This window comes from Sphingobium sp. RSMS, assembly GCF_005406185.4.
GTDB classification, from domain to species: domain Bacteria; phylum Pseudomonadota; class Alphaproteobacteria; order Sphingomonadales; family Sphingomonadaceae; genus Sphingobium; species Sphingobium fuliginis.
Genome location: NZ_CM191257.1, coordinates 395,432 through 417,676, shown reverse-complemented (window position 1 = coordinate 417,676; position 22,245 = coordinate 395,432). Strand labels below are relative to the sequence as shown.

28 protein-coding genes are annotated in these 22,245 nt (G+C 66.3%); 17 read left to right on the top strand and 11 right to left on the bottom strand.

What is annotated here, in order from left to right; all coding sequences use genetic code 11:
- The first annotated feature begins 97 nt into the window (after window positions 1-97).
- The 7 genes from hisB (at window position 98) to EGM87_RS01960 (ending at window position 4,214) form a co-directional block, all read left to right on the top strand.
- On the top strand, window positions 98-685 hold the full coding sequence (gene hisB / locus EGM87_RS01990) for an imidazoleglycerol-phosphate dehydratase HisB (RefSeq protein ID WP_137709204.1): 588 nt from the start codon (window positions 98-100) through the stop codon (window positions 683-685).
- Window positions 682-1,299 (top strand): imidazole glycerol phosphate synthase subunit HisH, encoded by a 618-nt coding sequence (gene hisH, locus EGM87_RS01985; RefSeq protein WP_025551759.1) that lies wholly within the window; start codon window positions 682-684, stop codon window positions 1,297-1,299. Before hisB ends, hisH begins: the two co-directional genes overlap by 4 nt.
- On the top strand, window positions 1,296-2,033 hold the full coding sequence (gene hisA / locus EGM87_RS01980; RefSeq protein WP_044661852.1) for a 1-(5-phosphoribosyl)-5-[(5-phosphoribosylamino)methylideneamino]imidazole-4-carboxamide isomerase: 738 nt from the start codon (window positions 1,296-1,298) through the stop codon (window positions 2,031-2,033). Before hisH ends, hisA begins: the two co-directional genes overlap by 4 nt.
- On the top strand, window positions 2,030-2,794 hold the full coding sequence (hisF, locus tag EGM87_RS01975; RefSeq protein WP_137709205.1) for an imidazole glycerol phosphate synthase subunit HisF: 765 nt from the start codon (window positions 2,030-2,032) through the stop codon (window positions 2,792-2,794). The genes hisA and hisF overlap by 4 nt, the downstream gene beginning before the upstream one ends.
- Window positions 2,795-2,955: 161 nt before the next feature.
- Window positions 2,956-3,192 (top strand): PEP-CTERM sorting domain-containing protein, encoded by a 237-nt coding sequence (locus EGM87_RS01970; RefSeq protein ID WP_025551763.1) that lies wholly within the window; start codon window positions 2,956-2,958, stop codon window positions 3,190-3,192.
- A 42-nt stretch (window positions 3,193-3,234) separates the two neighbouring features.
- Window positions 3,235-3,555, top strand: a complete 321-nt coding sequence (locus tag EGM87_RS01965) for a phosphoribosyl-ATP diphosphatase (RefSeq protein WP_061940924.1) — start codon at window positions 3,235-3,237, stop codon at window positions 3,553-3,555.
- A gap of 77 nt (window positions 3,556-3,632) precedes the next feature.
- On the top strand, window positions 3,633-4,214 hold the full coding sequence (locus EGM87_RS01960) for a hypothetical protein (RefSeq protein WP_048575361.1): 582 nt from the start codon (window positions 3,633-3,635) through the stop codon (window positions 4,212-4,214).
- A 97-nt stretch (window positions 4,215-4,311) separates the two neighbouring features.
- Here the strand turns inward: EGM87_RS01960 and EGM87_RS01955 are convergent, their stop codons facing one another.
- The gene (locus EGM87_RS01955; protein WP_137709685.1) at window positions 4,312-5,217 is read right to left on the bottom strand and encodes a histone deacetylase family protein; all 906 of its coding nucleotides are present in this window, start codon (window positions 5,215-5,217) and stop codon (window positions 4,312-4,314) included.
- Window positions 5,218-5,290: 73 nt separating this feature from the next.
- On the opposite strand from EGM87_RS01955, the gene EGM87_RS01950 reads away from it, so the two are divergent.
- The 3 genes from EGM87_RS01950 (at window position 5,291) to EGM87_RS01940 (ending at window position 7,838) form a co-directional block, all read left to right on the top strand.
- Window positions 5,291-6,745: a L,D-transpeptidase family protein gene (locus EGM87_RS01950; protein WP_025551770.1), complete on the top strand. Its 1,455-nt coding sequence runs from the start codon at window positions 5,291-5,293 to the stop codon at window positions 6,743-6,745.
- Window positions 6,746-6,750: 5 nt separating this feature from the next.
- Window positions 6,751-7,047: a hypothetical protein gene (locus EGM87_RS01945; RefSeq protein WP_025551772.1), complete on the top strand. Its 297-nt coding sequence runs from the start codon at window positions 6,751-6,753 to the stop codon at window positions 7,045-7,047.
- A 110-nt stretch (window positions 7,048-7,157) separates the two neighbouring features.
- Entirely contained in the window at window positions 7,158-7,838 is a 681-nt protein-coding gene (locus EGM87_RS01940) for a murein L,D-transpeptidase catalytic domain family protein (protein WP_044663083.1), read from the top strand.
- A 204-nt stretch (window positions 7,839-8,042) separates the two neighbouring features.
- On the opposite strand, the gene EGM87_RS01935 is transcribed toward EGM87_RS01940, so the two are convergent.
- The 7 genes from EGM87_RS01935 to crcB form a co-directional block, all read right to left on the bottom strand.
- On the bottom strand, window positions 8,043-8,771 hold the full coding sequence (locus EGM87_RS01935) for a hypothetical protein (protein WP_137709206.1): 729 nt from the start codon (window positions 8,769-8,771) through the stop codon (window positions 8,043-8,045).
- Window positions 8,772-8,861: 90 nt separating this feature from the next.
- Window positions 8,862-9,557 (bottom strand): ATP12 family chaperone protein, encoded by a 696-nt coding sequence (locus EGM87_RS01930; protein WP_025550166.1) that lies wholly within the window; start codon window positions 9,555-9,557, stop codon window positions 8,862-8,864.
- The gene (locus EGM87_RS01925) at window positions 9,554-9,811 is read right to left on the bottom strand and encodes a hypothetical protein (RefSeq protein WP_025550167.1); all 258 of its coding nucleotides are present in this window, start codon (window positions 9,809-9,811) and stop codon (window positions 9,554-9,556) included. Before EGM87_RS01925 ends, EGM87_RS01930 begins: the two co-directional genes overlap by 4 nt.
- Window positions 9,808-10,497 carry an HAD-IA family hydrolase gene (locus tag EGM87_RS01920; RefSeq protein ID WP_137709207.1) on the bottom strand — a complete coding sequence of 230 codons (690 nt, stop codon included), beginning with the start codon at window positions 10,495-10,497 and terminating at the stop codon, window positions 9,808-9,810. Before EGM87_RS01920 ends, EGM87_RS01925 begins: the two co-directional genes overlap by 4 nt.
- A complete protein-coding gene (locus EGM87_RS01915) occupies window positions 10,494-11,096 on the bottom strand; it encodes an FMN-binding negative transcriptional regulator (RefSeq protein WP_137709208.1) in 603 nt (200 codons plus the stop codon). Before EGM87_RS01915 ends, EGM87_RS01920 begins: the two co-directional genes overlap by 4 nt.
- Window positions 11,093-12,412, bottom strand: a complete 1,320-nt coding sequence (locus EGM87_RS01910) for an RluA family pseudouridine synthase (RefSeq protein WP_044661844.1) — start codon at window positions 12,410-12,412, stop codon at window positions 11,093-11,095. The genes EGM87_RS01915 and EGM87_RS01910 overlap by 4 nt, the downstream gene beginning before the upstream one ends.
- Window positions 12,409-12,792: a fluoride efflux transporter CrcB gene (crcB, locus tag EGM87_RS01905; protein ID WP_044661843.1), complete on the bottom strand. Its 384-nt coding sequence runs from the start codon at window positions 12,790-12,792 to the stop codon at window positions 12,409-12,411. Before crcB ends, EGM87_RS01910 begins: the two co-directional genes overlap by 4 nt.
- On the opposite strand from crcB, the gene EGM87_RS01900 reads away from it, so the two are divergent.
- The 3 genes from EGM87_RS01900 to EGM87_RS01890 all read left to right on the top strand — a co-directional run bounded on the left by EGM87_RS01900 (window position 12,791) and on the right by EGM87_RS01890 (window position 14,541).
- The gene (locus EGM87_RS01900; protein WP_137709209.1) at window positions 12,791-13,015 is read left to right on the top strand and encodes a hypothetical protein; all 225 of its coding nucleotides are present in this window, start codon (window positions 12,791-12,793) and stop codon (window positions 13,013-13,015) included. The two genes, crcB and EGM87_RS01900, sit on opposite strands and share 2 nt — an antisense overlap.
- 210 nt (window positions 13,016-13,225) lie before the next feature.
- Window positions 13,226-13,681 carry a carboxymuconolactone decarboxylase family protein gene (locus EGM87_RS01895; protein ID WP_025550171.1) on the top strand — a complete coding sequence of 152 codons (456 nt, stop codon included), beginning with the start codon at window positions 13,226-13,228 and terminating at the stop codon, window positions 13,679-13,681.
- Entirely contained in the window at window positions 13,681-14,541 is an 861-nt protein-coding gene (locus EGM87_RS01890) for a sigma-70 family RNA polymerase sigma factor (RefSeq protein ID WP_025550172.1), read from the top strand. Before EGM87_RS01895 ends, EGM87_RS01890 begins: the two co-directional genes overlap by 1 nt.
- Window positions 14,542-14,653: 112 nt before the next feature.
- Here the strand turns inward: EGM87_RS01890 and EGM87_RS01885 are convergent, their stop codons facing one another.
- A complete protein-coding gene (locus tag EGM87_RS01885) occupies window positions 14,654-15,616 on the bottom strand; it encodes an acyltransferase family protein (protein WP_137709210.1) in 963 nt (320 codons plus the stop codon).
- A gap of 68 nt (window positions 15,617-15,684) precedes the next feature.
- On the opposite strand from EGM87_RS01885, the gene EGM87_RS01880 reads away from it, so the two are divergent.
- The 4 genes from EGM87_RS01880 (at window position 15,685) to EGM87_RS01865 (ending at window position 18,297) form a co-directional block, all read left to right on the top strand.
- On the top strand, window positions 15,685-16,362 hold the full coding sequence (locus EGM87_RS01880) for an RluA family pseudouridine synthase (protein ID WP_044661840.1): 678 nt from the start codon (window positions 15,685-15,687) through the stop codon (window positions 16,360-16,362).
- 5 nt (window positions 16,363-16,367) lie between these two features.
- Window positions 16,368-16,793 (top strand): alternative ribosome rescue aminoacyl-tRNA hydrolase ArfB, encoded by a 426-nt coding sequence (gene arfB / locus EGM87_RS01875; protein ID WP_025550175.1) that lies wholly within the window; start codon window positions 16,368-16,370, stop codon window positions 16,791-16,793.
- Between the two features lie 41 nt (window positions 16,794-16,834).
- A complete protein-coding gene (gene msrC, locus EGM87_RS01870; protein ID WP_044663082.1) occupies window positions 16,835-17,320 on the top strand; it encodes a free L-methionine (R)-S-oxide reductase MsrC in 486 nt (161 codons plus the stop codon).
- Window positions 17,321-17,493: 173 nt separating this feature from the next.
- On the top strand, window positions 17,494-18,297 hold the full coding sequence (locus tag EGM87_RS01865; protein ID WP_137709211.1) for an RcnB family protein: 804 nt from the start codon (window positions 17,494-17,496) through the stop codon (window positions 18,295-18,297).
- A 248-nt stretch (window positions 18,298-18,545) separates the two neighbouring features.
- Here the strand turns inward: EGM87_RS01865 and EGM87_RS01860 are convergent, their stop codons facing one another.
- Window positions 18,546-21,068, bottom strand: coding sequence for a sensor domain-containing protein (locus EGM87_RS01860; RefSeq protein WP_137709212.1), 2,523 nt, complete (start codon window positions 21,066-21,068; stop codon window positions 18,546-18,548).
- A 180-nt stretch (window positions 21,069-21,248) separates the two neighbouring features.
- The gene (locus EGM87_RS01855) at window positions 21,249-22,067 is read right to left on the bottom strand and encodes an arginyltransferase (RefSeq protein ID WP_025550179.1); all 819 of its coding nucleotides are present in this window, start codon (window positions 22,065-22,067) and stop codon (window positions 21,249-21,251) included.
- Between the last annotated feature and the right edge of the window lie 178 nt (window positions 22,068-22,245).

Sequence of the window (22,245 nt, the reverse complement as noted above, 5' to 3'; positions counted from 1 at the left end):
CGCCAATGTCCTAACGGCGCGGCGGCGCGGGTCAAGTGCGCGCTATAGGTGCAACGCCACATTGCAACGGCCGTCCACTTCGTTATAGGGCGCTGCCATGCGCACGGCCGACATTCACCGCAACACTGCGGAAACGCAGATCGACGTGACCGTCAACCTGGACGGCACCGGCATCTACACCGTTTCGACAGGCATCGGTTTCCTGGATCACATGATCGAGCAACTGTCGCGTCACTCGCTGATCGACATGGACGTGAAGACCGTCGGCGACCTGCATGTGGACCAGCATCACACGACCGAGGACACGGCCATCGCCATTGGCGAGGCGGTGGCGAAGGCGCTGGGCGACAAGCGCGGCATTTCCCGCTACGGCAGCGTCTATTCCCCGATGGACGAGACGCTGACCCGCGTGTCGCTGGACATTTCGGGACGCCCCTGGCTGGTGTTCAAGGTGGAGTTCACCGTGCAGCGCATCGGGGAATGGGACAGCGAGATGGTGGAGCATTTCTTCCACAGCTTCGCCCAGGCCGCCGGGATCACGCTGCACATCGAAAATCTCTACGGCAGCAACAACCATCATATCGTCGAAAGCTGCTTCAAGGGCCTTGCTCGCGCGTTGCGGCAGGCGGTGGAGATCGACCCGCGCAAGGCCGACGCCATTCCTTCGACCAAGGGAATGCTGTGACCGCGCTTGCCCTGATCGACTATGGCGCGGGCAACCTTCATTCGGTGCACAACGCCCTGCGCAAGGCGGGGGCGGACGACGCCGTTATCACCGCCGATCCGGATGTCGTGGCAGGGGCGGACCGCATCGTCCTGCCGGGCGTCGGCGCCTTCCGCGCCTGCCGCGATGCGCTGGTCGCGATTCCCGGCATGGTGGAGGCGATGAACGAGGCCGTCCGCCAGCGCGGCGTCCCCTTTCTGGGCGTGTGCGTGGGCATGCAGTTGCTGGCCGATGCGGGGGAAGAGTTCGGCCGGCACGAGGGGCTGGGCTGGATAGGCGGCACCGTCCGGCTGATCGAGCCGCGCGATCCGGCGATCAAGGTGCCGCACATGGGCTGGAACGACGTGGCCCTGCGCGGCACGCCTCCGCTGCTGGAAGCGGGCGAGGCCTATTTCCTGCACAGCTATCATTTCGAAGCCGCCGACCCGGCGCATGTCGCCGCCGTCACCGATCATGGCGGGCCGCTGGTCGCGGCGGTGGCGCGCGACACCATCATTGGCTGTCAGTTTCACCCGGAAAAGAGCCAGAGCTACGGCCTTTCCTTCCTCTCCCGTTTTCTGGATTGGCGTCCATGAGCCTGATCGTTTTCCCTGCCATCGACCTCAAGGGCGGCCAGGTCGTGCGCCTGGCCGAAGGCGACATGAACCGCGCCACCGTCTATGGCGACAATCCCGCCGCCCAGGCGATATTGTTCGCGGAAGCGGGCGCGCAGCATCTGCATGTAGTCGATCTGGACGGCAGCTTCGCGGGCCATGCGGTCAATGCCGAAGCGGTCGAGGCCATCGTGGCGGCCTTTCCCGGCCATGTGCAGCTGGGCGGGGGCATCCGCAACCGGGAGGCGGTGGAGCGCTGGTTCGACCTGGGCGTGTCGCGCATCGTCATCGGCACGGCGGCCCTGAAAGACCCGGGCTTCGTCAAGGCGGCGGCACGGGACTTCCCCGGCGGGATCGTGGTGGCGGTGGATGCGCGGGACGGCTTCGTCGCGACGGACGGCTGGGCGGAGAAGTCCGACATGCCGGTGGTCGACCTTGCCCGCCGGTTCGAGGATGCGGGCGTCGCCAGCCTGCTGTTCACCGATGTCGGCCGCGACGGCCTGCTCAAGGGCTGCAACATCGATGCGACCGTCGATCTGGCCCGCGCCACGGACATTCCGGTGATCGCCAGCGGCGGCGTCGCGGGGATCGCGGACATCCGGGTGCTGAGCCTGCATGCCGACGAGGGCATTGAAGGCGTGATCACGGGCCGCGCGCTCTATGACGGGCGGCTGGACCTGAAGGCGGCGCTGGCGGTGGCGCAGGCGGCCGCATGACCGTCCGCACCCGCGTCATCCCCTGCCTGGACGTCGCCAATGGCCGCGTGGTCAAGGGCGTGAACTTCATCGATCTGCGCGACGCGGGCAATCCGGTCGAGCAGGCGAAGATTTACGACGCGGCGGGCGCGGATGAACTCTGCTTCCTGGACATCACCGCCACGCATGAGGCGCGCGGCACGATCATCGACGTGGTCCGGCGCACGGCGGAGGTCTGCTTCATGCCGGTGACGGTGGGCGGGGGCGTGCGCAGTCCGGAGGATGCCCGCGCCCTGCTGCTAGCGGGTGCGGACAAGGTCGCGGTGAACAGCGCGGCCGTCACCCGGCCCGAGGTGGTGGCGGACATCGCCGACCGCTTCGGCAGCCAGTGCGTCGTCGGCTCGGTCGATGCGCGGCGGGTGGGCGATGGCCGCTGGGAAATCTTCACCCATGGCGGCCGCAAGCCGACCGGCATTGATGCGCTGGAGCATGCGGTGCGGCTTGCCCAACTGGGCGCGGGCGAACTGCTGGTCACGTCCATGGACGGGGACGGGACCAAGGCGGGCTATGACCTTGCCCTTACCCGCGCCATTGCCGATGCGGTTTCGGTTCCGGTCATCGCCAGCGGCGGCGTCGGGACGCTCGATCATCTGGTCGAAGGCGTGGTGGAGGGGCATGCCAGCGCGGTGCTCGCGGCGTCCATATTTCATTTCGGTCAACATAGCATTGCTGAAGCGCATCAGGCGCTGGCGGCCGCCGGCATTGCCGTCCGGACCGCCTGACCGACCCGATTCCGCCGAAAAGCGTCGGTTGTCTTTACATTAACCCAGATCGGCAGGCCTATGTTAACCATGATGGCCCCGTTCCGCCTCCAATCAATGGAACTGGCACGGTGCCTGCACCTCTTCCCGCACCTGACTCAATCAATAGCGGGGTGAAGATGATGAATGTGAACAAGCTGTTTCTGGCCGCTGGCGTGGCCGCTCTGATGGGCGCGGCGGCTCCGGCGGAAGCGACCTGGTGCTGGGGCAAGAAGTGCGGCGGCTCCAGCAGCTCGGGCGGTTCCTCGTCCGGCGGCACGCCGACGCCGGTGCCCGAACCGGAACAGATGGCGCTGTTCGGCCTTGGCGCCGCGGTGCTGGGCGCGCGGGTTTTCGTCGCCCGCCGCAAGCGCAAGTAAGTTTTCGTTTGACGGTTTGCGCGCGTGGCGCTTGATGGCGCCATGCGCGCGACCCTATTTAATCTTGAACGGACCATCCGCCAGCGGCGGCAGGCCGATCCCGATCAGTCCTATGTGGCCAAGCTGACCGCCAGGGGGCGCGGCAAGATCGCCCAGAAGCTGGGCGAAGAGGCCGTGGAGACGGTGATCGCCGCCATGGCGGCGGACCGCGAAGGCGCGATCGGCGAAAGCGCAGACCTGCTGTTCCATCTGCTGGTGCTGCTGGCCGACCTCGACATCGCGCTGGACGAAGTGCTGGACGAACTCGACCGGCGCGAGGGCGTGTCGGGGATTGCGGAAAAGGCGTCGCGCAAGGGCGATTGAGCGCCCTTCCCGGAAAGATATTGCCGTTCCGGCGTTTGTCCGTCAGCCTCTCGATCGTTGAGAGGACAGGAGGGCATATGTTCAAGACCCTGTTGGGCGGCCTGATCGGCGGCGTCGCCATGTATCTCGTCGGCTTCCTCTTCTGGGGAACGCCGCTGAGCGCGCTCGCCTTTCATCGCGCGGAGTCCGCCGCCGGCAGCAATTTGCAGGCGGCCCTGGCGCAGGCGCTGACGCCCTCGGGCACCGGCGTCTATGTGATTCCCGACCCGGCGACCGCGCAGGGCACCATCCTCTATGGCAAGGGGCCGGTCGCCACGGTCTTCTACAACAATAGCGGATTTCCGGTGACCGATGCCGGGGCGCTGATCGGCGGCCTGATCCTGGCGCTGGTCGTCGGCATCGTCATTGCGCTGATGCTGCGGATCGTGAGCGGCGATCTGGCTGGACGGGCGAGAGCGACGGTCCTGTTCGCGCTGGCGGCCGTGCTGTGGCTGCATATCGGGCAAGCGGTGTTCAACCATGCGCCCTGGGGCTATATCCTTTATCTGGCCTTCAGCGATTTCGCGGCGCTGGTCGCGGCAGGACTGGTCGCGGCAAAAATCATGGAGAGCAGGCAGGCCGCCGGTTCCGACGCCACGGGGGAGGCAACGCTGCATTAAGCGCGGAAGGGGGGGCTTGCCGACTTTCCGCTTGCCTTGCTGAACAGGCAAATGGCTCGTGAGAGCCTTCGCAGGAACATGGCGCGCTCAGCGGCAGCTATCGGCCATCACCCGCCTCTTCCGCCAGGCGGATCATGCAATCGGCGTGGCGCCGGGCGATGGCCATGCGGTCTTCGCCATAGCCGCCGCCCATGGTGCTGGCGAGCGGGATGCCGCGGCGGCGGGCGGCGCGCATCACGGCGCGGTCGCGGCGGTCCAGCCCGGCATCGCTCAGCGCCAAGCGGCCGAGGCGATCGTCTTGATGCGGGTCGACCCCGGCCTGGTAGAGGATCAGATCAGGCCGGAAATCGTCGAGCACGGGCGGGAGGGCCCTTATCAGCGCCTCCATATAAGCCTCATCGCCCGTGCCGTCGGGCAGGCCGATGTCGAGCGTCGAGCAGGCCTTGCGCACGGGGAAGTTGCGGTCCGCATGGATGGACAGGGTGAATATGTCCCCTCGCCCGCCGGTCAGCACGGCCGTGCCGTCGCCCTGATGCACGTCGAGGTCGAGGATCAATATACGGTTCGCATCCCCCTCCGCTATCAGCCGGTTGGCAGCGATGGCAAGGTCGTTGAACACGCAATATCCCGCGCCGCTGCCGGGCAGTGCATGATGGCTGCCGCCCGCCGCATTCGCCGCATAGCCATGGCGCATGGCGAGCCGCGCCGCCAGCCATGTGCCGCCGGGCGACAGCATCGAACGGCGCGCCACCCGCTCCGTCACCGGAAAACCGATCCGTCTTTCCTTTTCGCGCGGCACGGTCTGCGTCGCGACCTGCTCGACATAATCGGGGTCGTGGACCGCCTCTATCCAGACGCGCGGCATGGGGGCGGGTTCATGCACGGTAAAGGGTGCGGCCGCCATGGTCAGCGCCTCCATCACCAGCCCATATTTGTCGAAGCGAAAGGAACTGCCCGCTGTTGCCGGAGAGACATAGGCCGGATGGTGAACGACGTGCAGCATCATCTTTTCCGCTATCTTCGAGTTTGAACGATGCGGGCTTTGCGCTATCTGGTCCAGCATGAACCGTCCTGAAATGATCCGTTTTTCCGTAATTTCCCTGCTGGGCGCCGTCGCGGTGCCGGCGGTGGCGCAACCGCCGGCCGTCGCACCGACCATGCCCGCCCCGTCGGCGCAGCCCCCCGCCCCGCAGGTCATCCTGCCTCCGGCCATGGTGACGCCGCCGCCCGTGCCGCTGCCGCAACCCTCGGCTGCGCAGGAAAAATGGCTGAACGAGTGGCTGAAGGGCGGCGCGGTCCAAGGGTTGATGGCGCGCGCCAGAGCGACCGGAGAACTGAAGGGAGAGGCGCTTCTGTCCGCCGTGCTGGACCGGGCGAAGGCGCTCAGCACCGGGCGCGTGGATACCGCCGACTTCCTGGAGATCTGGGCGTTGCGCCCGGCGCGGTTCGATCCCCGGCCCGGCCTTGCCAAGGCGATCAGCGAGGACAGGCTGCCGCAATGGGCGCTCAGCCTGACGCCGCCCTATGCCGGCTATGACGGGCTGCGCAAGGGGCTCGCCAATTACGAACGCATTCGCGATGCGGGCGGCTGGCCCACCCTCACCGCGCAATCCTCCCCCGATGCCGTGCGGGCGCGCATCGCCATAGAGGACAAGAGCGTCACGCCCGGCGAAAAGCTGGTCGATGTGCTGCAACGGGCGCAGCGGCGCTATGGCCTCAACCCCACCGGCCTGCTGGACGCCCGGACGCTCAGGGAGCTGAACGTGCCGGTGGATGATCGCATCGCCGCGATCATGGCGAATATGGAACGCTGGCGCTGGATGCCGCGCGAATTGCCGGTCAACCGGGTGCAGGTGAATATCGCCGCCGCCGTGCTGACGGTGTTCGAGGGCGACCAGCCGGTGACGTCGATGCGCGCGGTGACGGGCTCGCCGGACAATGCGACACCGATGCTGTCGTCCAGCATCCATTCGATCGTGGTCAACCCGCCGTGGAACGTCCCCTCCTCCATCGCGAAGCGCGAATTGTGGCCAAAGGGGCGCGCGACACTGATCCGGCAGGGGTACAAGATCGTCGGCACGCCGGAAACCGGAGAGCGGATCGTGCAGCCCGCCGGCCCGAACAGCGCGCTCGGCCGGTTGAAGTTCGACTTCAACAATCCCTTCGCCGTCTACCTGCACGACACGCCGTCGCGGGCAAAGTTTTCAAGCTATGACCGGCTGGCCAGCCATGGCTGCATCCGCCTGGAAAAGCCCGTCCCGCTGGCGGAGCTGATGGTGGCGGGCAATCCCGACCTTGCCGGCAAGATCCAGTCGCTGATCGACGCGGGCAAGACCCAGCGGGTGTCGCTGCCCAAGGAAGTGGCGGTGTACCTGCTTTACTGGACCGCCTTCGCCAGCAATAACGGGACGATGAGCTTCCGTTCCGATCCCTATGGCTGGGACAAGCTGCTGGCGGCGAAGATCGAGGCGTCCAGCCGCCGGGTCGACCCGACCGCTGCGCCCGCCACCTCCATCGCATCCAAGGACTGATCTTCATGCGCAAATTCGCCCTTATCGCCCTTGCCGGGACGCTTGCCCTCGCCGCCTGCGGCAAGAAGGAGGAAGAGGCGCCCGCGACCAACAATCTGGTCGAGCCGCCGGTCGAAAATGTGATCGAGGAGGAACCGGTGGCCCCCGCTCCCGAGCCGGGCAACAATGCGGCCGCGCCGGAACCTGCACCGCCGCCGAGCATTTCCGAACAGCAGCAGATCGAGGACGACGCCGCCGCGACAGGCATGACGGCGCGCCTTGGCCAGGACGGCGCAGACGAAGGCGCGAACGCCACCGAATAGGGGCCCGCGCCATCGGCCGGAGTCTTCCCGCCCCGGAAAGGAGGCGGGACGGCGGCGGCGATCCTGCGCCGCCCTTGGACTGGCGCTGCTCCTTTGCTATATTGCGATTCATGGATCGTCGTAGTTTTACCAAGCTCGCTTTGAGCGGGCTGGCATTTTCGTTTCTTGCCGACAGTGCCGGGCGGGCCGCTCCGCTGGGCGAAACGCAGCCACAGCCGGCAGTTCCTCCCGCACCGCGTCCGGCTTCGCCGGGGCCGCTCGCGACCCAGCCCTATGCGAAACTGCTGGAGCGGGCAAAGGCCGCGCTGGACCAGCATGGGCATATGTTCACCCTGCGGGACCGGGTGGCGCTGGCCGATTTCAATGCGCCGTCGCGCGAATTGCGCTTCCATGTGGTCGACCTGATCGGCGGGCAGGCAAGTTCCTATCTGGTTGCCCATGGCCGCGGTTCCGACCCCGAGCATTCGGGATGGCTCCACAGCTTTTCCAATGAACCCAATTCACTGGCGAGCAGTTCGGGCGCTTTCAAGACCGGCGAAATCTATGAGGGCCAGCATGGCCGGGCGATGCGCCTGGCCGGGCTCGATCCGCAGAACAACAATGCGGAGATGCGCGCCATCGTCGTGCATGGCGCGGACTATGTCAGCGAGAACCATATCGCGACCTGGGGCAAGATCGGCCGCAGCGAGGGCTGTTTCGCGCTTGCCCGCCATATGCTGCCGCAATTCATCGGCCTGATGGGGCCGGGGCGGCTGCTCTATGCCGACAAGATCATGGGCCTGACGGCTTAGGCGCAGAGCGTTACCCAGTCCCGTTCGCACAGGGTCGGGCAGGTTGAACATGGCCTGCTCCCTCGCGGGGCAGGTTCACCGTTGGACAAATAGAGCATCGTGCGCAAAAGTGGGAACCGGTTTTGCGTTAAAACGATGCGACAACAAAAGCTTGGAGCGCGCGGCCTGCGTCCGATTTAACGCAGCGCGCTCTAAATAGCGGCGTCAGCCGGCCTTGGCGCCCGTCATCGCCTCGATAGAGGGCTTGTTCATTGCGTCGATGGTGCCGTCGCTCAGCATCGCCTTGCCCATTTTCAGCGCTTCGGCGGACAGGGCCGGGTCTTTGCCGGTCTGGCTGACCCCGATCAGCGCGGATAGCAGGATGTTGCGGGACACCGCGTCCCCGGCCTTTTCCGCGACGGACCTGCGCGCGAGGGTCAGCGCCTCCTGATAGAGGGGATCGGCCCCGGTCCTGTCATTGCCGGCCAGCTTCTGATTGCCCATCTGGATCAAGATGCCGGCGAAGATATTGCGGCTGGCGGCATCGGCGGGCTTTGCCTCCACCAGCTTGCGCCAATGGGGCGCGGATTCGGTATAGAGCGCGATCACCCTGTCCATCCTGCCCAGCGCGCCCTGCGCCGCCGCATCGGCGTAAAGCGCGTTGGCGAGGAAATTCACATTTTCGATCCTGGCGGGGTCGAGCTCCACGGCCGTGCGGATAGCGGGCAGTGCGGCTTCATATTTCGCGGCGGCGGCGGCATTGTCGCCGGCCTGCTGCGCGGTCTGTCCCGCGGTGAAATCAGTGACCGCCCGGTTGAAGGCCGCGATCTGTTCCGAACTCATCCGACCGGCGGCGGGAGCCGCCTGCCCCGCCTGCTGGGCAAGCGCCGGGGCCGCCTGCGCCGGCGGCGCGGACAGGGCGATCAGGACGAAAAGAGAAAAACGGGGCGGCAAAATGGAGCACTCCTCGGTCTTGCGAAAAAGGCGGGCTTCGGGGCCGCGCCTGTCGATATTGAACGAAGACGCTGCGTCATTCCCACCCGGTCAGGCGCGGGCCATCTCGCAAAAGGCTCGGGCCATGGCAAATTCGTTCCTGCGCTGCGCCGACCGGGCGGCGGCTTCCTTGTCCTCGCCCCATTGTTCGACTTCCCAGGCTTCGTCGATTTCGGACGCCGTCCAGATCAGGTCGGCGTCATGGCCCCCCTCCACCACCGCCAGACCGCAGACGAGCGAGCCGGACAGCGTCACCAGCGTGGATAGCCCCGCCAGGGTGAAAGGGTCGAGAACCGCCACGGCAGCCGCCAGCCGCTCCAGCGTTTCGGTCGGCTGGGCCACCGGAACGATGCCCTGCGTCACCCGGAACGCGACGTCGTAGCGGGTCGTCGCCCATTCCAGCAGCGGGTCCCAGGCCGCGGCCTCTCGAGCAATCAGTTCGGCCGGCCCCTCCGCACGATAGCAGAGCAGATCGCTTTCGGCATAGCGGGCGATGCCTGCGGCAAAACTCCCGCTATTGGGTGCGATCTGGTCTATGGCGCCGTTGGCGAGCCCGGTGAACGGCATGGATCGGGGGTCGACCGTGTCGCCCTGCGCGCGCCATTCTTCGGCGATCGCCTCTGCAAGCCCCTGGGTGGGCAGCGCCAGCGGCGCGCGGGCGGGGGTGCGGACCGGGCGGCCGTCGAGGCGGATTTCGAAACCGGATTCAACCGCGACGACGGCGGCATCCTGGTAGAAGCGTTTCATGATTGCGGCGGTTTCCTGAACAGCGCGAGCAGCAGGCGCGGGACGATGACGAACTGGAACAGGCCGACGATGACGAAGATCGCGCCCATCGCCTTCGCCTTGTTCCCCTGCACCCAATGGAAGCGCTGCATCAGCACCAGGAAGCCGAACATCACCAGCAGCGCGCCCGACAGGCGGAACAGGCCGAGCGCGAAGAAACGCTGGCGGGCGACCTTTTCCGGGTCGGTGGGAGGAACGGGCGGCATGTCGGTCATCGGGAGCGGCTGTCGGGCGAAGGGCCATGGGGGGCGTGGATATGGCCGCGCAGCTCCGCGCTGTCCATGGCGACGCTGTGCGCGCCGGCGTCCATCAGATCCTGCGGCGTGTGATAGCCCCAGCCCACGCCCAGCGCGCGCGTGCCGGCAGACAGCGCCATGTCGATGTCGAAGCTGGTGTCGCCGATCATCACCGTGCTTTCCGGTGTCGCTCCTGCTTCGGCCATGGCGGTCAGCAGCATGGAGGGATGCGGCTTCGACGGATGGCGGTCGGCGGTCTGCAACGTCACGAAATGGGCGTGGATACCATGATGGGTGAGGCAAAGTTGCAGGCCGCGGTCCGATTTGCCGGTGGCGACGCCCAGCAGCCAGCCATCGGCATCCAGTTCGCGGATCAGTTCGGCAATGCCGGGATAGAGCGGTTCCGACACCGCATTTTCGCGGCGAAGCTGCTGGAAGGCCAGCTTGTAGCTTTCCGACAGATGATCGTGATAATCGGCCTCCGCATCCGGCAGGAGCCGCGCCATGGCGAGCGGGAGCGACAGGCCGACGACCGACAGGATCGTCGCGCGGTCCGGCGCCACCAGCTTCTCGCCCTCGAACGCGCGGACCATGGCCGTGCAGATGCTGTGCTGGCTGTCGACCAGCGTGCCGTCGCAATCGAATACGGCAAGGCGATTGCTCATGACAGCGTCGCCCGCATGAGGACGGACATGGCGGCATCGCCTCTGGCCGCGAGAGCGTCCGCCACGGCGATGCGCGCGGATTCCGGCTTGTCCTGTCCCAGCTTCATCGTGCCTTCCATCGCATGCACGGCGATCTCAAAGCCGATCAGGCCCGTCATCACACGCTCGAACAGCCCCTCGCTCATCTTCTCGCGGGTCCAGACCGGTTTCGGCAGGAGGCGGCTTTCCTGATCGTTCGACAGCGCGTCGAGATGGGCGACGGTCTGCTCATGGTCCAGCCTGCGCATGACGCCCCGCAATTCCGCCGACTGGTAGTTCCAGGTCGGCACCTTGTCGGGCATGCCGTACCAGTCGGGGCTGATATAATGATGGGCGCCGGTCACGACGATCAGCGCTTCCTGACCGTCCAGGTGGCGGACGATGGGATTGGCGCGGTGGAGGTGAAAGCCGACATGCCCCTCGTCCCTCCAGACGAGCGGCAGATGGACGACATGCTGGCGGTCCGGTGCGGCCACGCAGAGCAGGCCGAAGCCCACCTCCGCCACGAATGCGCGGATCGCGGCTTCGTCCCGCCAGCGATAAGGCGCGCCGGGCGTCATTTCCTGCGCGGCCCTCCACCCGAACCGCGGGCGCGCCGTTCGCCCTTGCGGCCCTTGCGGATCTGCTTGGCATGAGCGCGGGCGGCCTTCTTCTCATCCTCCCGCGTGGGCGCGCGGGCGACCTCCTCGTCCAGCGGCAGGTCGCCGGCGGAAAGGTCGAAGCCCAGCGAGGCAAGGCTGGCGGCGAAATGCTCGGGCAGTTCGGCCCGCACGTCGACCCGGCCGCCATCGGGATGATCGACCCGGATGCGGCGGGCGTGGAGATGCATCTTGCGGCTGATCGTGCCGCTCAGAAAGGCGTCCTTGCCGCCATATTTGCCGTCCCCGACGATGGGATGGCCGATTGCCGCCATATGGACGCGCAACTGGTGGGTCCGGCCGGTATAGGGTTGCAGTTCGACCCAGGCGGCGCGATTGCCCGCGCGTTCGATCACGCGATAGCGCGAGCGGGAAGGAAGCCCTTCCTCCTCATCGACATGCATTTTCTCGCCGCCGGTGCCGGGCTGCTTGGCGATGGGCAGTTCGATCATGCCATCCTCGATGGAGGGCACGCCCATCACGATGGCCCAATAGACCTTGCGCGCCGTGCGGCTGGAGAAGGCCTTGGCGAAGAAGGCGGCCGACCGCGCGGTGCGCGCGACGAGCAGCGCGCCGGACGTGTCCTTGTCCAGCCGGTGGACGAGCTTGGGCCGCTGATCGAGGTCGAACTCCAGCGCATCGAGCAGGCCGTCGACATGATCGTCCGTCTTGGTGCCGCCCTGCGTGGCGAGGCCGGGCGGTTTGTTGATGACGATGGCCTGCGCGTCGCGATGGATGACGAGCCCCTGGGCGAAGGCCGCCTGATCGTCCGTGAGTTGCGGACGAACGCGTTTGGGCTTCGCGGTTTCGGGAGCCTTGGGCTCGGCGGGGGGCACGCGGATGGTCTGGCCCTCCGCGATGCGGTCGCCCGGCGCGGCGCGGGCGCCATCCACGCGCAACTGGCCGGTGCGCGCCCAGCGCGAGACGGTGTTGAAGCCGATGTCGGGCAGATGCCGCTGGAACCAGCGGTCGAGCCGGATGCCGTCGTCATCCGCCGCCACGCGGAATTGCCGCACGTCGAGCGACACGCCCTTCGCCGGAGAGGAGGAGGCGGACCGGGCAGCAGTCTTTGCCGCAGGCGTTTTGGCGGCGGGCGTTTTGACAGGAGGCCGGGCAGCGGGCTTCGGCGCATCCGGCTTGCGGGCGCGAGCCGCCTTGGCCGCGCCGCGCGCCCGCCCCTGGGGCGCTGCGCCGGGCTTGCGGGGGCCGGTGGGTTTGCCGGGAGGACGGCCCTTCATGCGACGCTCCTCATGACGGCCAGGCCGCCGGCCAGCGCGCCCACGGCGCCGATGACGGAAAGGACCGCATAGCCCAGCGCCATGCCCGGCTGCCCCCGCTCCATCATCAGCACGGTTTCCAGGCTGAAGGAGGAAAAGGTCGTGAAGCCGCCCAGCAGACCGACGGCAAGCAGCAGCCGGATCGGTTCGCCCCCCGTCATATTGAAGCGGGCCAGCCATCCGGCGAACAGGCCCATGGCGAAACCGCCGATGATATTCGCGCCGAATGTTCCCCAGGGCCACAGGGCGCCAGGGAATATCTGGGCAGCGAGACGCCCGAGCAGGTAGCGCAAGGCCGATCCGACGGCGCCTCCTGCCATGACGAGAAGAATATTGGTCATGCCGCCCGCCCTAGAGCATTTTTGCAAGGCTTGGGAAGCGGTCATTGGCCGGGGGATGAAGGTCGCGCTGATGCAGTGGACGGCCGCGGGGGCTAAAGCCAATCGACATTCAGATGATGACGAGCCGAAAATGGTGGTTTTCCGTGACCCGGAGCGCAGCCTACTCAAAGTAGGTGAGCACCGGAAGCACGGAAAAGCGTCATTTGCAGGCCGTCAGGGCTGAATGTCGATTGGCTCTAGGGGGCGGTTAGGGGACATCAAGCCCCTTCCCTCCAGGTCCAGACGAGGCAAGTGGCTGGTTTGAAGGGTCGGAGTGGAGCAGTGCCGCTGTTCCGCCCTTCCAATCGCCGATATGGCATTTTTTCGCGACCCATGTCACGCCAGCCGATCCTGTCTCGTCATGTCGGCATAACTCAGGAAGAAAGGTGCTGACATGACTGCCAAGCTCGACCCCTTTGCCGCCGCGCCCCAGCTTATGAAAAGCTGGTTCGCCACCTCCGCCGCCATCAATGCCAGCCTTGAGCCGAGCCTTATCGAGCTGGTGAAGATCCGCGCGTCGCAGATCAACCAGTGCGCCAACTGCATCAACATGCACACGGTCGAGGCCCGCGCGCAGGGCGAAAGCGAACAGCGCATCTACCTGCTTTCCGCCTGGCGGGAGGCGCCCTGCTATACGGCCCGCGAGCGGGCCGCGCTGGAATGGACGGAGGCCTTGACTCGCCTTTCCGAAGGGCACAGCCATGAAGCGGCCCACAAGGCGCTGGCAGCCGAGTTTTCGGAGGAGGAGCAGGTGAAGCTGACCCTGATGATCAACGTCATCAACGGCTGGAACCGCATCGCGGTGGGCTTCGGCCTCTGGTACGACACGCCGGCCAGGGCGGCTGCGTGATGGCGCAGGGGGCGCATGGGGGCGCGGCGGAGAGCTTCGATCCGCTGCGTCCCAGGCTCATCCGCGTCGCTTATCGCATGCTGGGTTCGGTCGCGGACGCCGAGGATGTGGTGCAGGAAGCCTTTATCCGATGGATGGGCGCCGACCGCGACGCGGTGCGCGAGCCGGAAGCGTTCCTGCGCCGCACCGTGACGCGGCTGTGCCTCGACCAGCTCAAGTCGGCGCGGCGCAACCGCGAAACCTATATCGGCCCCTGGCTGCCCGATCCGGTGGTGGACGACGCCGGGGAAGAAGAGGATGTGACGCTGCCGCTGATGTTGGCGCTGGAACGGCTGTCGCCGCTGGAGCGGGCGGCTTTCCTGCTGCATGACGTCTTCGGCGTCGGCTTCGAGGAAATCGCCGCCACGGTCGAACGCGATCCGGCGGCCTGCCGTCAACTGGCGGCGCGGGCGCGGGCCCATGTGCGGGAGGCGAGACCCCGCTACCGGGTGGAAAGACAGCACGGGCTGGAGATTGCCGGCGCCTTCTTCGCCGCCTCGCGGAGCGGCGACATGGCGGCGCTGGGCGCGATGCTGGCACGGGATGTCAGCCTGCACAGCGATGGCGGCGGCAAGCGCCCTGCCGCGATCGTTCCCGTGCTGGGCTTCGGCCCGGTCATGCAGATGCACAAGGCGCTGGCCGTGCTGTTCGGCAAATATGGGTCGACGCTGGTGCGCGTGGGATTGATCAACGGCCTTCCCGGCTTCGTCACCCGGGAGGCGGACGGCGAACTCCAGACCACGGCGCTCGACATCGAGGATGGGCGCGTCACCGGCATCTATGTGATGCGCAACCCGGACAAGCTGCGGCATCTGCATTGACGGGGCCGGAAAGCCTGCGCTGGGCCTGTCGAAGGTCGGGAACCGGTCTTCCGATCAAACGATGCCCCAACACAAGCCTGGAGCGCGCGTCCCGTGTAACGCAGCGCGCTTTTTAGAGGAAAATCCTTTGCGCGCCGGGGACGGCCCGGATCAGATAATAAGCGGCGAGCGGTATCAGAAGCGCCTGCACCAGCAGCCACGGCTTGGCCATATAGGGCGAAAGATAGTGAATGACCGCGACGTGGAGATACATGACGACCAGCGACGCGCGCCCGATGGCGGCGATCCATCCGCCAAAGGGCGCGATCCGCACCGAAAGGCGGAAAAGCAGGAAGCTGGTGGCCATGGCCGAGGCGATGGACAACAAGGGCCAGCCATAGTCGGCCGCCTTCATGTTGAGCGTCGGCAGCAGCGCCGTCAGCCCGGCCAGCGACAGCGGGACCAGCGGCGCCAGCATCCAGCTTCGCCAGTCCACGCGCTGCCATGCCGCCCCCGCCCAGAGCAGGACCAGGGCCATGGGTACGGTGAGCAGCCCCAGCGGCGACAGGCTGGTGCATTGTCCCGCGCCATAGGCGATCAGCAGCACCGGCAGCATCAGCAACGCCCAGCGCCGATCGAGCGGGTCGGGCCAGCGGGCCAGCACCATGTTGAACAGGATGCGCGCCATCATCAGGCAGGGCACGAACCAGAATATGGTGAACGGCCCGCGCAACCATGAGCCGCCGAGCGCTATCGGCGCCAGATCCCCCGGCCAGTCATGGAAGATCGGCCTGCCGCCCTTCATCGTCTCGACGACCTGATCCGTCAGGATCAGCAGGATCAGGAAAGCCGCATAGGGCCGCATCTGGGACGCGAGCTGGCGGCGGGTGAAGCGTCCCGCCGGCTGCGGGCGGGACAGGAGACCCGACAGCAGGAAGAACAGCGGCATGTGGAAGCTGTACATCGCGTCGCGCAGTCCCCCGCGCGTCCACACATGGCCGGCGACCACGGCGACGATCCCGATGCCGCGCGCGACATCGATCCATTCCAGCCGCCCTCCGCCCGGCGGATGCGCCTCATGCCCCCTGTTCTCCATGCCCTCCACGCCCTATAGGAAGCGGCACGCGCGTCAATCGCTGCCCTGCATTTACGGAAAAACGCCTCTTGTCCCTGCTTCATGACCGAGTTCTGTTCATCGATGGCGAGGCCATCATCCTCGACAAGCCGGCGGGCCTGCCCGTCGACGCGCCGCGTGACGGGTCGCTTTCGCTGGAAAACCACCTGTCCTCGCTGACCTTCGGCTTCCAGCGCTGGCCGCTGCCGGTGCACCGGCTGGACCGCGACACCAGCGGCTGCCTGCTGCTCGCCCGCAATCCCAAGGCGCACAAGCGCTTCGCCGCGGCCTTTGAGGCCGGAACGGTCGCGAAACGCTATGTCGCGGTGGTGGACGGCGTTCCGGCGGAGGACAGCGGCACCATCGGCCTGTCGCTCAAGAAGATCAGCACGCCCGCCCAGGGGTGGCGGATGATCCCGGCGAAGGCGGGGAAGGCCGCGTTCACCGACTGGCGCAAGATCGCGGAGAAGGACGGACGCTCGCTGATCGTCTTCACCCCCCGCACCGGACGCACCCACCAGATCCGGACCCATGCGCTGCATGGCCTGGGCTTCGGCATTGCGGGCGATCCGGTCTATGGATCGGGCGAAGGGCCGATGCTGCTGCACAGCCGCTTCCTCAGCATCCCGCGCGGGGAGAAGCCGCCGGCGGAAGCGACCGCCCCCCTGCCCGCGACCTTCGCGGCAGCGGGCTTCGGGCAGGAACTGCTCGAACAGGCCGGGCTTTAGCGCCCTTGCCACGCATCCCCGTCACCCGGTCGATCTCCATCGACAGCGACGAGCTGTCGGAAAGCTTCGTCCGCTCGACCGGGGCTGGCGGCCAGCATGTGAACACCACGGACAGCGCGGTGCAGTTGCGCTTCGACGTGGCGAACAGCCCGTCGCTGCCCGAGGCGGTCAAGCACCGGCTGGCGGCGATCGCCGGACGGCGGATGACGGCGGAGGGCGTGCTGATCCTCCGTTCCGAAGGCTCGCGATCGCAGCTCTTGAACCGGCAGGAGGTGCTGGCCCGGCTGGTGGAATTGATCCGGGACGCCACGGTCGTGCCGAAGGCGCGCAAGGCGACCAAGCCGGGCAAGGCCGCCAAGGCGCGGCGCGTCGACGCGAAGAAGGCGCGCAGTTCGGTCAAGGCGGGGCGTGGCAAGGTAAGGCTGGATTAACCGGTCTGGCCTGCACCCGCGCCACATCCTATATGCCGGCCATGTTCGATTTTTCTCCCCCGGCCGGTGCCGACAAAGCCACGCTCCATGACGACCTGCTCTCCGCCGCCGATGCGCTGACGGCGGGCGAGCCCGATGCCATCGCCAACATGGCCAATGTCTCCGCGCTGATCTGGCAGTTCCTGCCCGACCTCAATTGGGCGGGCTTTTACCGGATGGTCGGCGGCGAACTGGTCCTTGGCCCCTTTCAGGGCAAGGCCGCCTGCATCCGCATCCCGCTGGGCAAGGGCGTCTGCGGCGCCGCGGCGGCCAGCGGCCAGACGCAACTGGTGGAGGACGTCCACGCCTTTCCCGGCCATATCGCCTGCGACGCCGCCAGCGCTTCGGAAATCGTCGTGCCGGTGATCGTCGAAGGCCGGGTCGTCGCCGTGCTGGACCTCGACAGTCCGATCCCGGCGCGCTTCGACAGTGCGGACCGGACCGGGCTGGAGGCGCTGGTCGGGCGGATCGCGTCGCGTCTGGTTTAGGTGGTAAACCCATGAATGGCACGTTCAGGGAACCAAAATAGCGAACATATCGGGGCCCAATGCGCGCCGTTGCCTCTTTTCGGGACAGGCATGGAAATGCCGGCGCTTGGATGGCGGCGGCCGATCATGCTAAACAAGCCGTTAACATATCAGCCGAAAACGGGGATTTGAGCATGCATATCCGGAGCTTCATCCTGGCCGGCGCCGGTCTGGCGATCGGGTTGACGGCGCCGGTTTCCGCAAACGGGCCGGTCGGGGGTGGTGGAATGGCCGCCCGGCCGGCGGTGCATGCGGGAACCACGGTGCACCGCTGGGGTCCGCGCCATCAGGGCCTTTGGCATGCGGGCTGGTCCGCGCCGGGCGGCTGGGCGGCCTATCGCAGGCCCGTGGTCGGCTATGTCCTGCCACGCTATTGGATCAACCCCGCCTATCATATCCGCAACTATGGCGCTTACGGGCTGCCGGCGCCCGTCAGCGGCTATGGCTGGTCGCGCTATTATGACGATGCGGTGATGACCGACCGGGATGGCCGCGTGCGCGATTATCGCAGCGGCGTCGCATGGGAGGAAGCAGGCGACACGGCACCGCCGCCGGGCATCGGCTATGATGACGAAGTCACCGCGCGGGATGGCCCGCCACCGCCGCCGCTGGGCTATGAAGGGCGCTGGAGCGGCACATGGCGGGACAAGGACGGCAAGACCTTCAGCGGCGATTATGAAGGCCGTTTCGAGGGGCAGGTCCGGGGTGGACCCGGTGTCGATTTCGACCCGCCGCCCTATGCCGCCGGGCCGAACCGGACGGAGCGGCGCGCCGGTCCGGGAGAACCCGTCGTCACGACGACGCAAGCGCCCGGCTTCATATCGGGCGGCTATTATTATCCCGGCTCCACCACCACGACGGTCGTGGTCCAGCCCGCCGTCACCACCACCCGGACCTATGTGACGGAAGTTCCGGTCCGCAGGCGCAGGGTGCGGTAGCATCGACAGAGCTGTTCCGGTGCGCGCGGGAAGGATTGGAACGGAAAAAACCGGCTTTCGCTCCGATGAATCAGATCGCCGCTCCAGCTTCCTCGTCTTCCGCGATTTCTTGACCAGCAACGGTTACGATCGCTTGGAAATCGCTCTGGAGCAGATTCCGATCCGATTGCATCGGCTCGACTGCTCTAAGTTTTTGTTTTGTAGCGTTTTCCGAGTCAGCAGATGATTCCATCTGCTTGGAAATCGCTCTAGGCGGCGCGGGACCGTACCGCCGCCCAAGGCCGGGGACGCCCCATCAGATAACCTTGGCCGATGGTGCAGCCGCGAGCGATCAGCATCTCGACCTGTCCCACCGTTTCGACGCCTTCGGCCACCACCTCCATGCCAAGGCTGCTGCCCAGCTTGACGATGGCGTCGACAATGACGGCGTCGCCCGCATCCTGTTCGATATTGCTGATGAAACTGCGGTCGATCTTCAGCACGTCGACCGGATATTGCTTCAAATGGCTGAGCGATGCGTAGCCGGTGCCGAAATCGTCCAGCGCGATCCGTACGCCCGCCGACGACAGGCGGTGCAACGCCCGCTCCACCTGTTCGGCGCCCCGGCCCAGGAAAACGGTCTCCGTCACCTCGATCTCGAACTGCTGCGGCGGGATGGTGCAGCGCGCGAGATGGGCGAGGACATAGTCGGCAAAATCATGCTGCATGAAATCGGCGGCGGAGGCGTTGATGGCGACCCGGCCCGGATCATGGCCGGCGCGCAGCCATCGATCGACGTCGCGGACGACCTTCGCCAGCATCTTTTCGGTAAGTTCGACGGCCAGTTCCGCATTGTCGAAAGCCGCCGCGATCGTGTCGGGCGCGTGGACGCCGGTGCGGGGATGCTGCCAGCGCAGCAGCGCCTCATAGCCCAATATCCGTCCGGTCCTCATGTCCGCCTTGGGCTGGTAATAGGGGACGACCAGATCGTCCACGATCGCCTGCCGCGCCATGTGGATCATCGAACTGCGCTGTTGCGCGTCGGCGCGCAATTGCGACTGGAACAGCGTCAGCCGGCCCCGTCCGGTGGACTTGGACGCATAAAGCGCCAGGTCCGCCGCCTTCAGCAATTCCGCCGCATCCTCGCCATGTTCGCCAAAGACCGCGCCGCCCATGCTGATCCCATAATCGAGCGACCGGCCATTATGGACATAGGGCGCGCGCACACCGCCCAGCAATTCGGCGCTCCAGGCCGAAAGCGCCGCGCTGCTGGCGAGCGAGGGCGCGATCATGCCGAACTCGTCGCCGCCCAGTCGCCCGATCATGGCATCGACCGGCGCGCAGGAGGCGAAGCGCTGCGCAAAACCGCAGAGCAGCGCATCGCCCGCATCATGGCCCAGCGTGTCGTTGGTCCGCTTCAGGTCGTCGATGTCGACCAGGATCAGGCCGAAACTTTCCCCCGTCCGGCGCGCCTGCTCGGTCATTTCCTCCAATGTCGTCTGCCACAGCGCGCGATTGGGCATATGCGTCATGGGATCGTGCGTGGCGGCCCAGCGTATCCGTTCCTCGCTGTTCCTTTCTTCCGTCACATCCTGGAAGGTCACGATGACGCGCAGTGGCTTGCCGGAATCGGAGAAGCTGCTCCAGCCGACGCTCTTGATCCAGCGCAGGGCGCCGGTGTCGGCCCTGTGCACCCTCAGCGTGGCTTCGAAATGCGGCGGCATGCGCCCGTTCGCGACGGCGTCCAGCATTCCGGCGAGACGCGACCGATCATCCGGGTGCACCAGCCGCAATGCCAGTTCGCTCGTCGCCGGTTCGGTATCCGACAGGCCCAGCATCGTCCGGAATTCCCGCGACCATGTCCGCGTGCCGGCGACCGCGTCGAAATCCCATATGCCCAGCCGCGCCGACTGCACCGCCAGGCGGAAGCGTTCCTCGCTGTCAGCCAGTTCGCGCTGCGCCAGTTTCTGCGCGTGAACATCCTCCAGCGTTCCGTACCAGCGCACGATCCGGCCCTTCGCGTCGCGGCGCGCCGAGGCGCGCGACCGCATCCAGCGATAGCCGCCGTCGGAGAGGCGCAGCCGGTAGTCGACGTCGACAGGATCGCCTGAATGGAGCTTTTCCGTCCAGATGGCCAGCGTGCGATCGACATCGTCGGGATGCAGCGAATCGATCCACCCCCTGCCCCGCGCACGCGCCGGGGCCATGCCGGTCAGTTCCTGCCAGCGGGGTCCCACCTCCTCGATTTCGCCGCTGACCGATGCCGTCCAGGGGACTTGGGGACTGAGTTCGACCGACCAGCGATAATGCTGCCGGCTTTCCGCCAGGGCATCGGCCAGTGCGCGGCGGTCGCAGTCGTACCGCTCATCGATGTCCTCGATCGTTCCGTACCAGAGCGGCGCCTCATCGGGCTCCACGACCAGCGACATGCGCACGATCCCCGACCTCGTTTCACCGGCAAGGGTGCGCATGCGCACGGGAACGGGATCGGGCCGGGCGGAGCGTTTGGCGGCGTCGGCCAGCGCTTTCCAGTCATGCCTGTCCAGCATCGACCGCCAGCCATTTCCGATGATGTCGCAGGAAAAATGACGGGCAAAAAGGTCCGACATGATCTCCCGCGACAATATGCGGCCGCGATAATCAGCGATCCAGCGAATCAGCGGCGGCGAAACGCGCTGGAAGACCGGAGAGAATAATAGTTCGTTGCGATAGTGAAACGCATCCCATTCCAGCCCGTCCCGAGCCAGTTCGGAGGCAAATTCCCCAAATCTGCGATCAGCAAAACGGTCCATCTGCCGGTCCTGATCCAACGCCATTTCTGCAATCCATGGGAAAGCAGTAACGGAAAAAGTTAAATAAGATTTCCAATGCCGTAGTACGTAATCAATCCATAACGGCGTTAAGCCGTTCCATGCCGATCGCGCGAAAGCGCCATCGGTCATCCTTTGTACGGGCTGGATTTTTCGCCGGCTTTATTTGCGGAAGATCGCCGCCAGTTCGCGCGGCAGCGCCGGCTCGTCACGGCTTTCCGCCTGCTGCACGGCCTGCGCCTGCTCCTGCGGGTCGAAGCGGGTCCAGCCGTTGCGGCTCAGTCGTTCAAGCGGCCGGTAGCGTATCTTGTACTGCATCCGCTGCGATCCCTCGACCCAATAGCCGAGATAGACATAGGGCAACCCCGCCTTCGCCGCGCGCAGGATATGGTCCATGATGATGAAATTGCCCAACCCCTTGCGATGCTCCAGCTCCGTATCGAAGAAGCTGTAGATCATCGACAGGCCATCGCCCTGCCGGTCGGTAAGGCAGGCGCCGATCAGCCTGCCGGGACGGCCATCTTCGCCTGGTTCGCGATATTCGACGACATGGCTTTCCACCGGGGTCTGTTCGACCATGTCGGCAAAGTCCATCTCATCCATTTCGGTCATGCCGCCGCCGGGATGCCGGGCGCGCAGATAGCGCTGGAGCAGTTCGAACTGTTCCTCCGTCGACCAGGGCTTGCAGGCGGTGATGACCAGGTCTTCGTTCCGGCGCAGCAATTTGCGCTGGGTGGCGTTCGGCTCGAACTCCCCCGCGACGACGCGCACGGACACGCAGGCGGAGCAATCCGCGCAACTGGGGCGATAGGCGACATTCTGGCTGCGGCGGAAGCCGATGCGACCGAGCGCGTCGTTCAGTTCCGACGCATTGTCGCCGCTCAGTTCGGTGAACACCTTCCGCTCGCTTTTGCCGGGCAGATAGGGACAGGGACTGGGGTTGGTGACGAAAAAGCGCGGAAAGCGGAACGGTGCACTCACAACCGCATCTCCCCCACAGCGCTGCCCGACCCCTGATTCATGAGTCGACTATGCCGTTCGCGGGCCGCTGTGAAAAGTTTATTTACCACGAAAATTGGTTAAGCGGCAGAGAAGAGGCAGGGACGTTATGAGATAGGCCGGGGATGGCCAGTTGCGGACATTGACGCTACGCAATCCG

Excerpts from the sequence above, each read along its gene's own strand:
- EGM87_RS01960 (WP_048575361.1), top strand. The coding sequence starts at position 3,633 with ATGTTCAAGACCCTGTTGGGCGGCCTGATCGGCGGCGTCGCCATGTAT.
- hisB (WP_137709204.1), top strand. The coding sequence starts at position 98 with ATGCGCACGGCCGACATTCACCGCAACACTGCGGAAACGCAGATCGAC.
- msrC (WP_044663082.1), top strand. The coding sequence starts at position 16,835 with ATGTTCGATTTTTCTCCCCCGGCCGGTGCCGACAAAGCCACGCTCCAT.
- EGM87_RS01915 (WP_137709208.1), bottom strand. The coding sequence starts at position 11,096 with ATGACGCCCGGCGCGCCTTATCGCTGGCGGGACGAAGCCGCGATCCGC.
- EGM87_RS01895 (WP_025550171.1), top strand. The coding sequence starts at position 13,226 with ATGACTGCCAAGCTCGACCCCTTTGCCGCCGCGCCCCAGCTTATGAAA.
- EGM87_RS01955 (WP_137709685.1), bottom strand. The coding sequence starts at position 5,217 with ATGCTGCACGTCGTTCACCATCCGGCCTATGTCTCTCCGGCAACAGCG.
- hisA (WP_044661852.1), top strand. The coding sequence starts at position 1,296 with ATGAGCCTGATCGTTTTCCCTGCCATCGACCTCAAGGGCGGCCAGGTC.
- EGM87_RS01940 (WP_044663083.1), top strand. The coding sequence starts at position 7,158 with ATGGATCGTCGTAGTTTTACCAAGCTCGCTTTGAGCGGGCTGGCATTT.
- EGM87_RS01945 (WP_025551772.1), top strand. The coding sequence starts at position 6,751 with ATGCGCAAATTCGCCCTTATCGCCCTTGCCGGGACGCTTGCCCTCGCC.
- EGM87_RS01885 (WP_137709210.1), bottom strand. The coding sequence starts at position 15,616 with ATGGAGAACAGGGGGCATGAGGCGCATCCGCCGGGCGGAGGGCGGCTG.
- EGM87_RS01920 (WP_137709207.1), bottom strand. The coding sequence starts at position 10,497 with ATGAGCAATCGCCTTGCCGTATTCGATTGCGACGGCACGCTGGTCGAC.
- EGM87_RS01860 (WP_137709212.1), bottom strand. The coding sequence starts at position 21,068 with ATGGACCGTTTTGCTGATCGCAGATTTGGGGAATTTGCCTCCGAACTG.
- EGM87_RS01965 (WP_061940924.1), top strand. The coding sequence starts at position 3,235 with ATGCGCGCGACCCTATTTAATCTTGAACGGACCATCCGCCAGCGGCGG.
- EGM87_RS01910 (WP_044661844.1), bottom strand. The coding sequence starts at position 12,412 with ATGAAGGGCCGTCCTCCCGGCAAACCCACCGGCCCCCGCAAGCCCGGC.
- EGM87_RS01950 (WP_025551770.1), top strand. The coding sequence starts at position 5,291 with ATGATCCGTTTTTCCGTAATTTCCCTGCTGGGCGCCGTCGCGGTGCCG.
- EGM87_RS01930 (WP_025550166.1), bottom strand. The coding sequence starts at position 9,557 with ATGAAACGCTTCTACCAGGATGCCGCCGTCGTCGCGGTTGAATCCGGT.
- crcB (WP_044661843.1), bottom strand. The coding sequence starts at position 12,792 with ATGACCAATATTCTTCTCGTCATGGCAGGAGGCGCCGTCGGATCGGCC.
- hisF (WP_137709205.1), top strand. The coding sequence starts at position 2,030 with ATGACCGTCCGCACCCGCGTCATCCCCTGCCTGGACGTCGCCAATGGC.
- EGM87_RS01890 (WP_025550172.1), top strand. The coding sequence starts at position 13,681 with ATGGCGCAGGGGGCGCATGGGGGCGCGGCGGAGAGCTTCGATCCGCTG.
- EGM87_RS01970 (WP_025551763.1), top strand. The coding sequence starts at position 2,956 with ATGAATGTGAACAAGCTGTTTCTGGCCGCTGGCGTGGCCGCTCTGATG.
- EGM87_RS01925 (WP_025550167.1), bottom strand. The coding sequence starts at position 9,811 with ATGACCGACATGCCGCCCGTTCCTCCCACCGACCCGGAAAAGGTCGCC.
- EGM87_RS01900 (WP_137709209.1), top strand. The coding sequence starts at position 12,791 with ATGCCGCCCGCCCTAGAGCATTTTTGCAAGGCTTGGGAAGCGGTCATT.
- EGM87_RS01865 (WP_137709211.1), top strand. The coding sequence starts at position 17,494 with ATGCATATCCGGAGCTTCATCCTGGCCGGCGCCGGTCTGGCGATCGGG.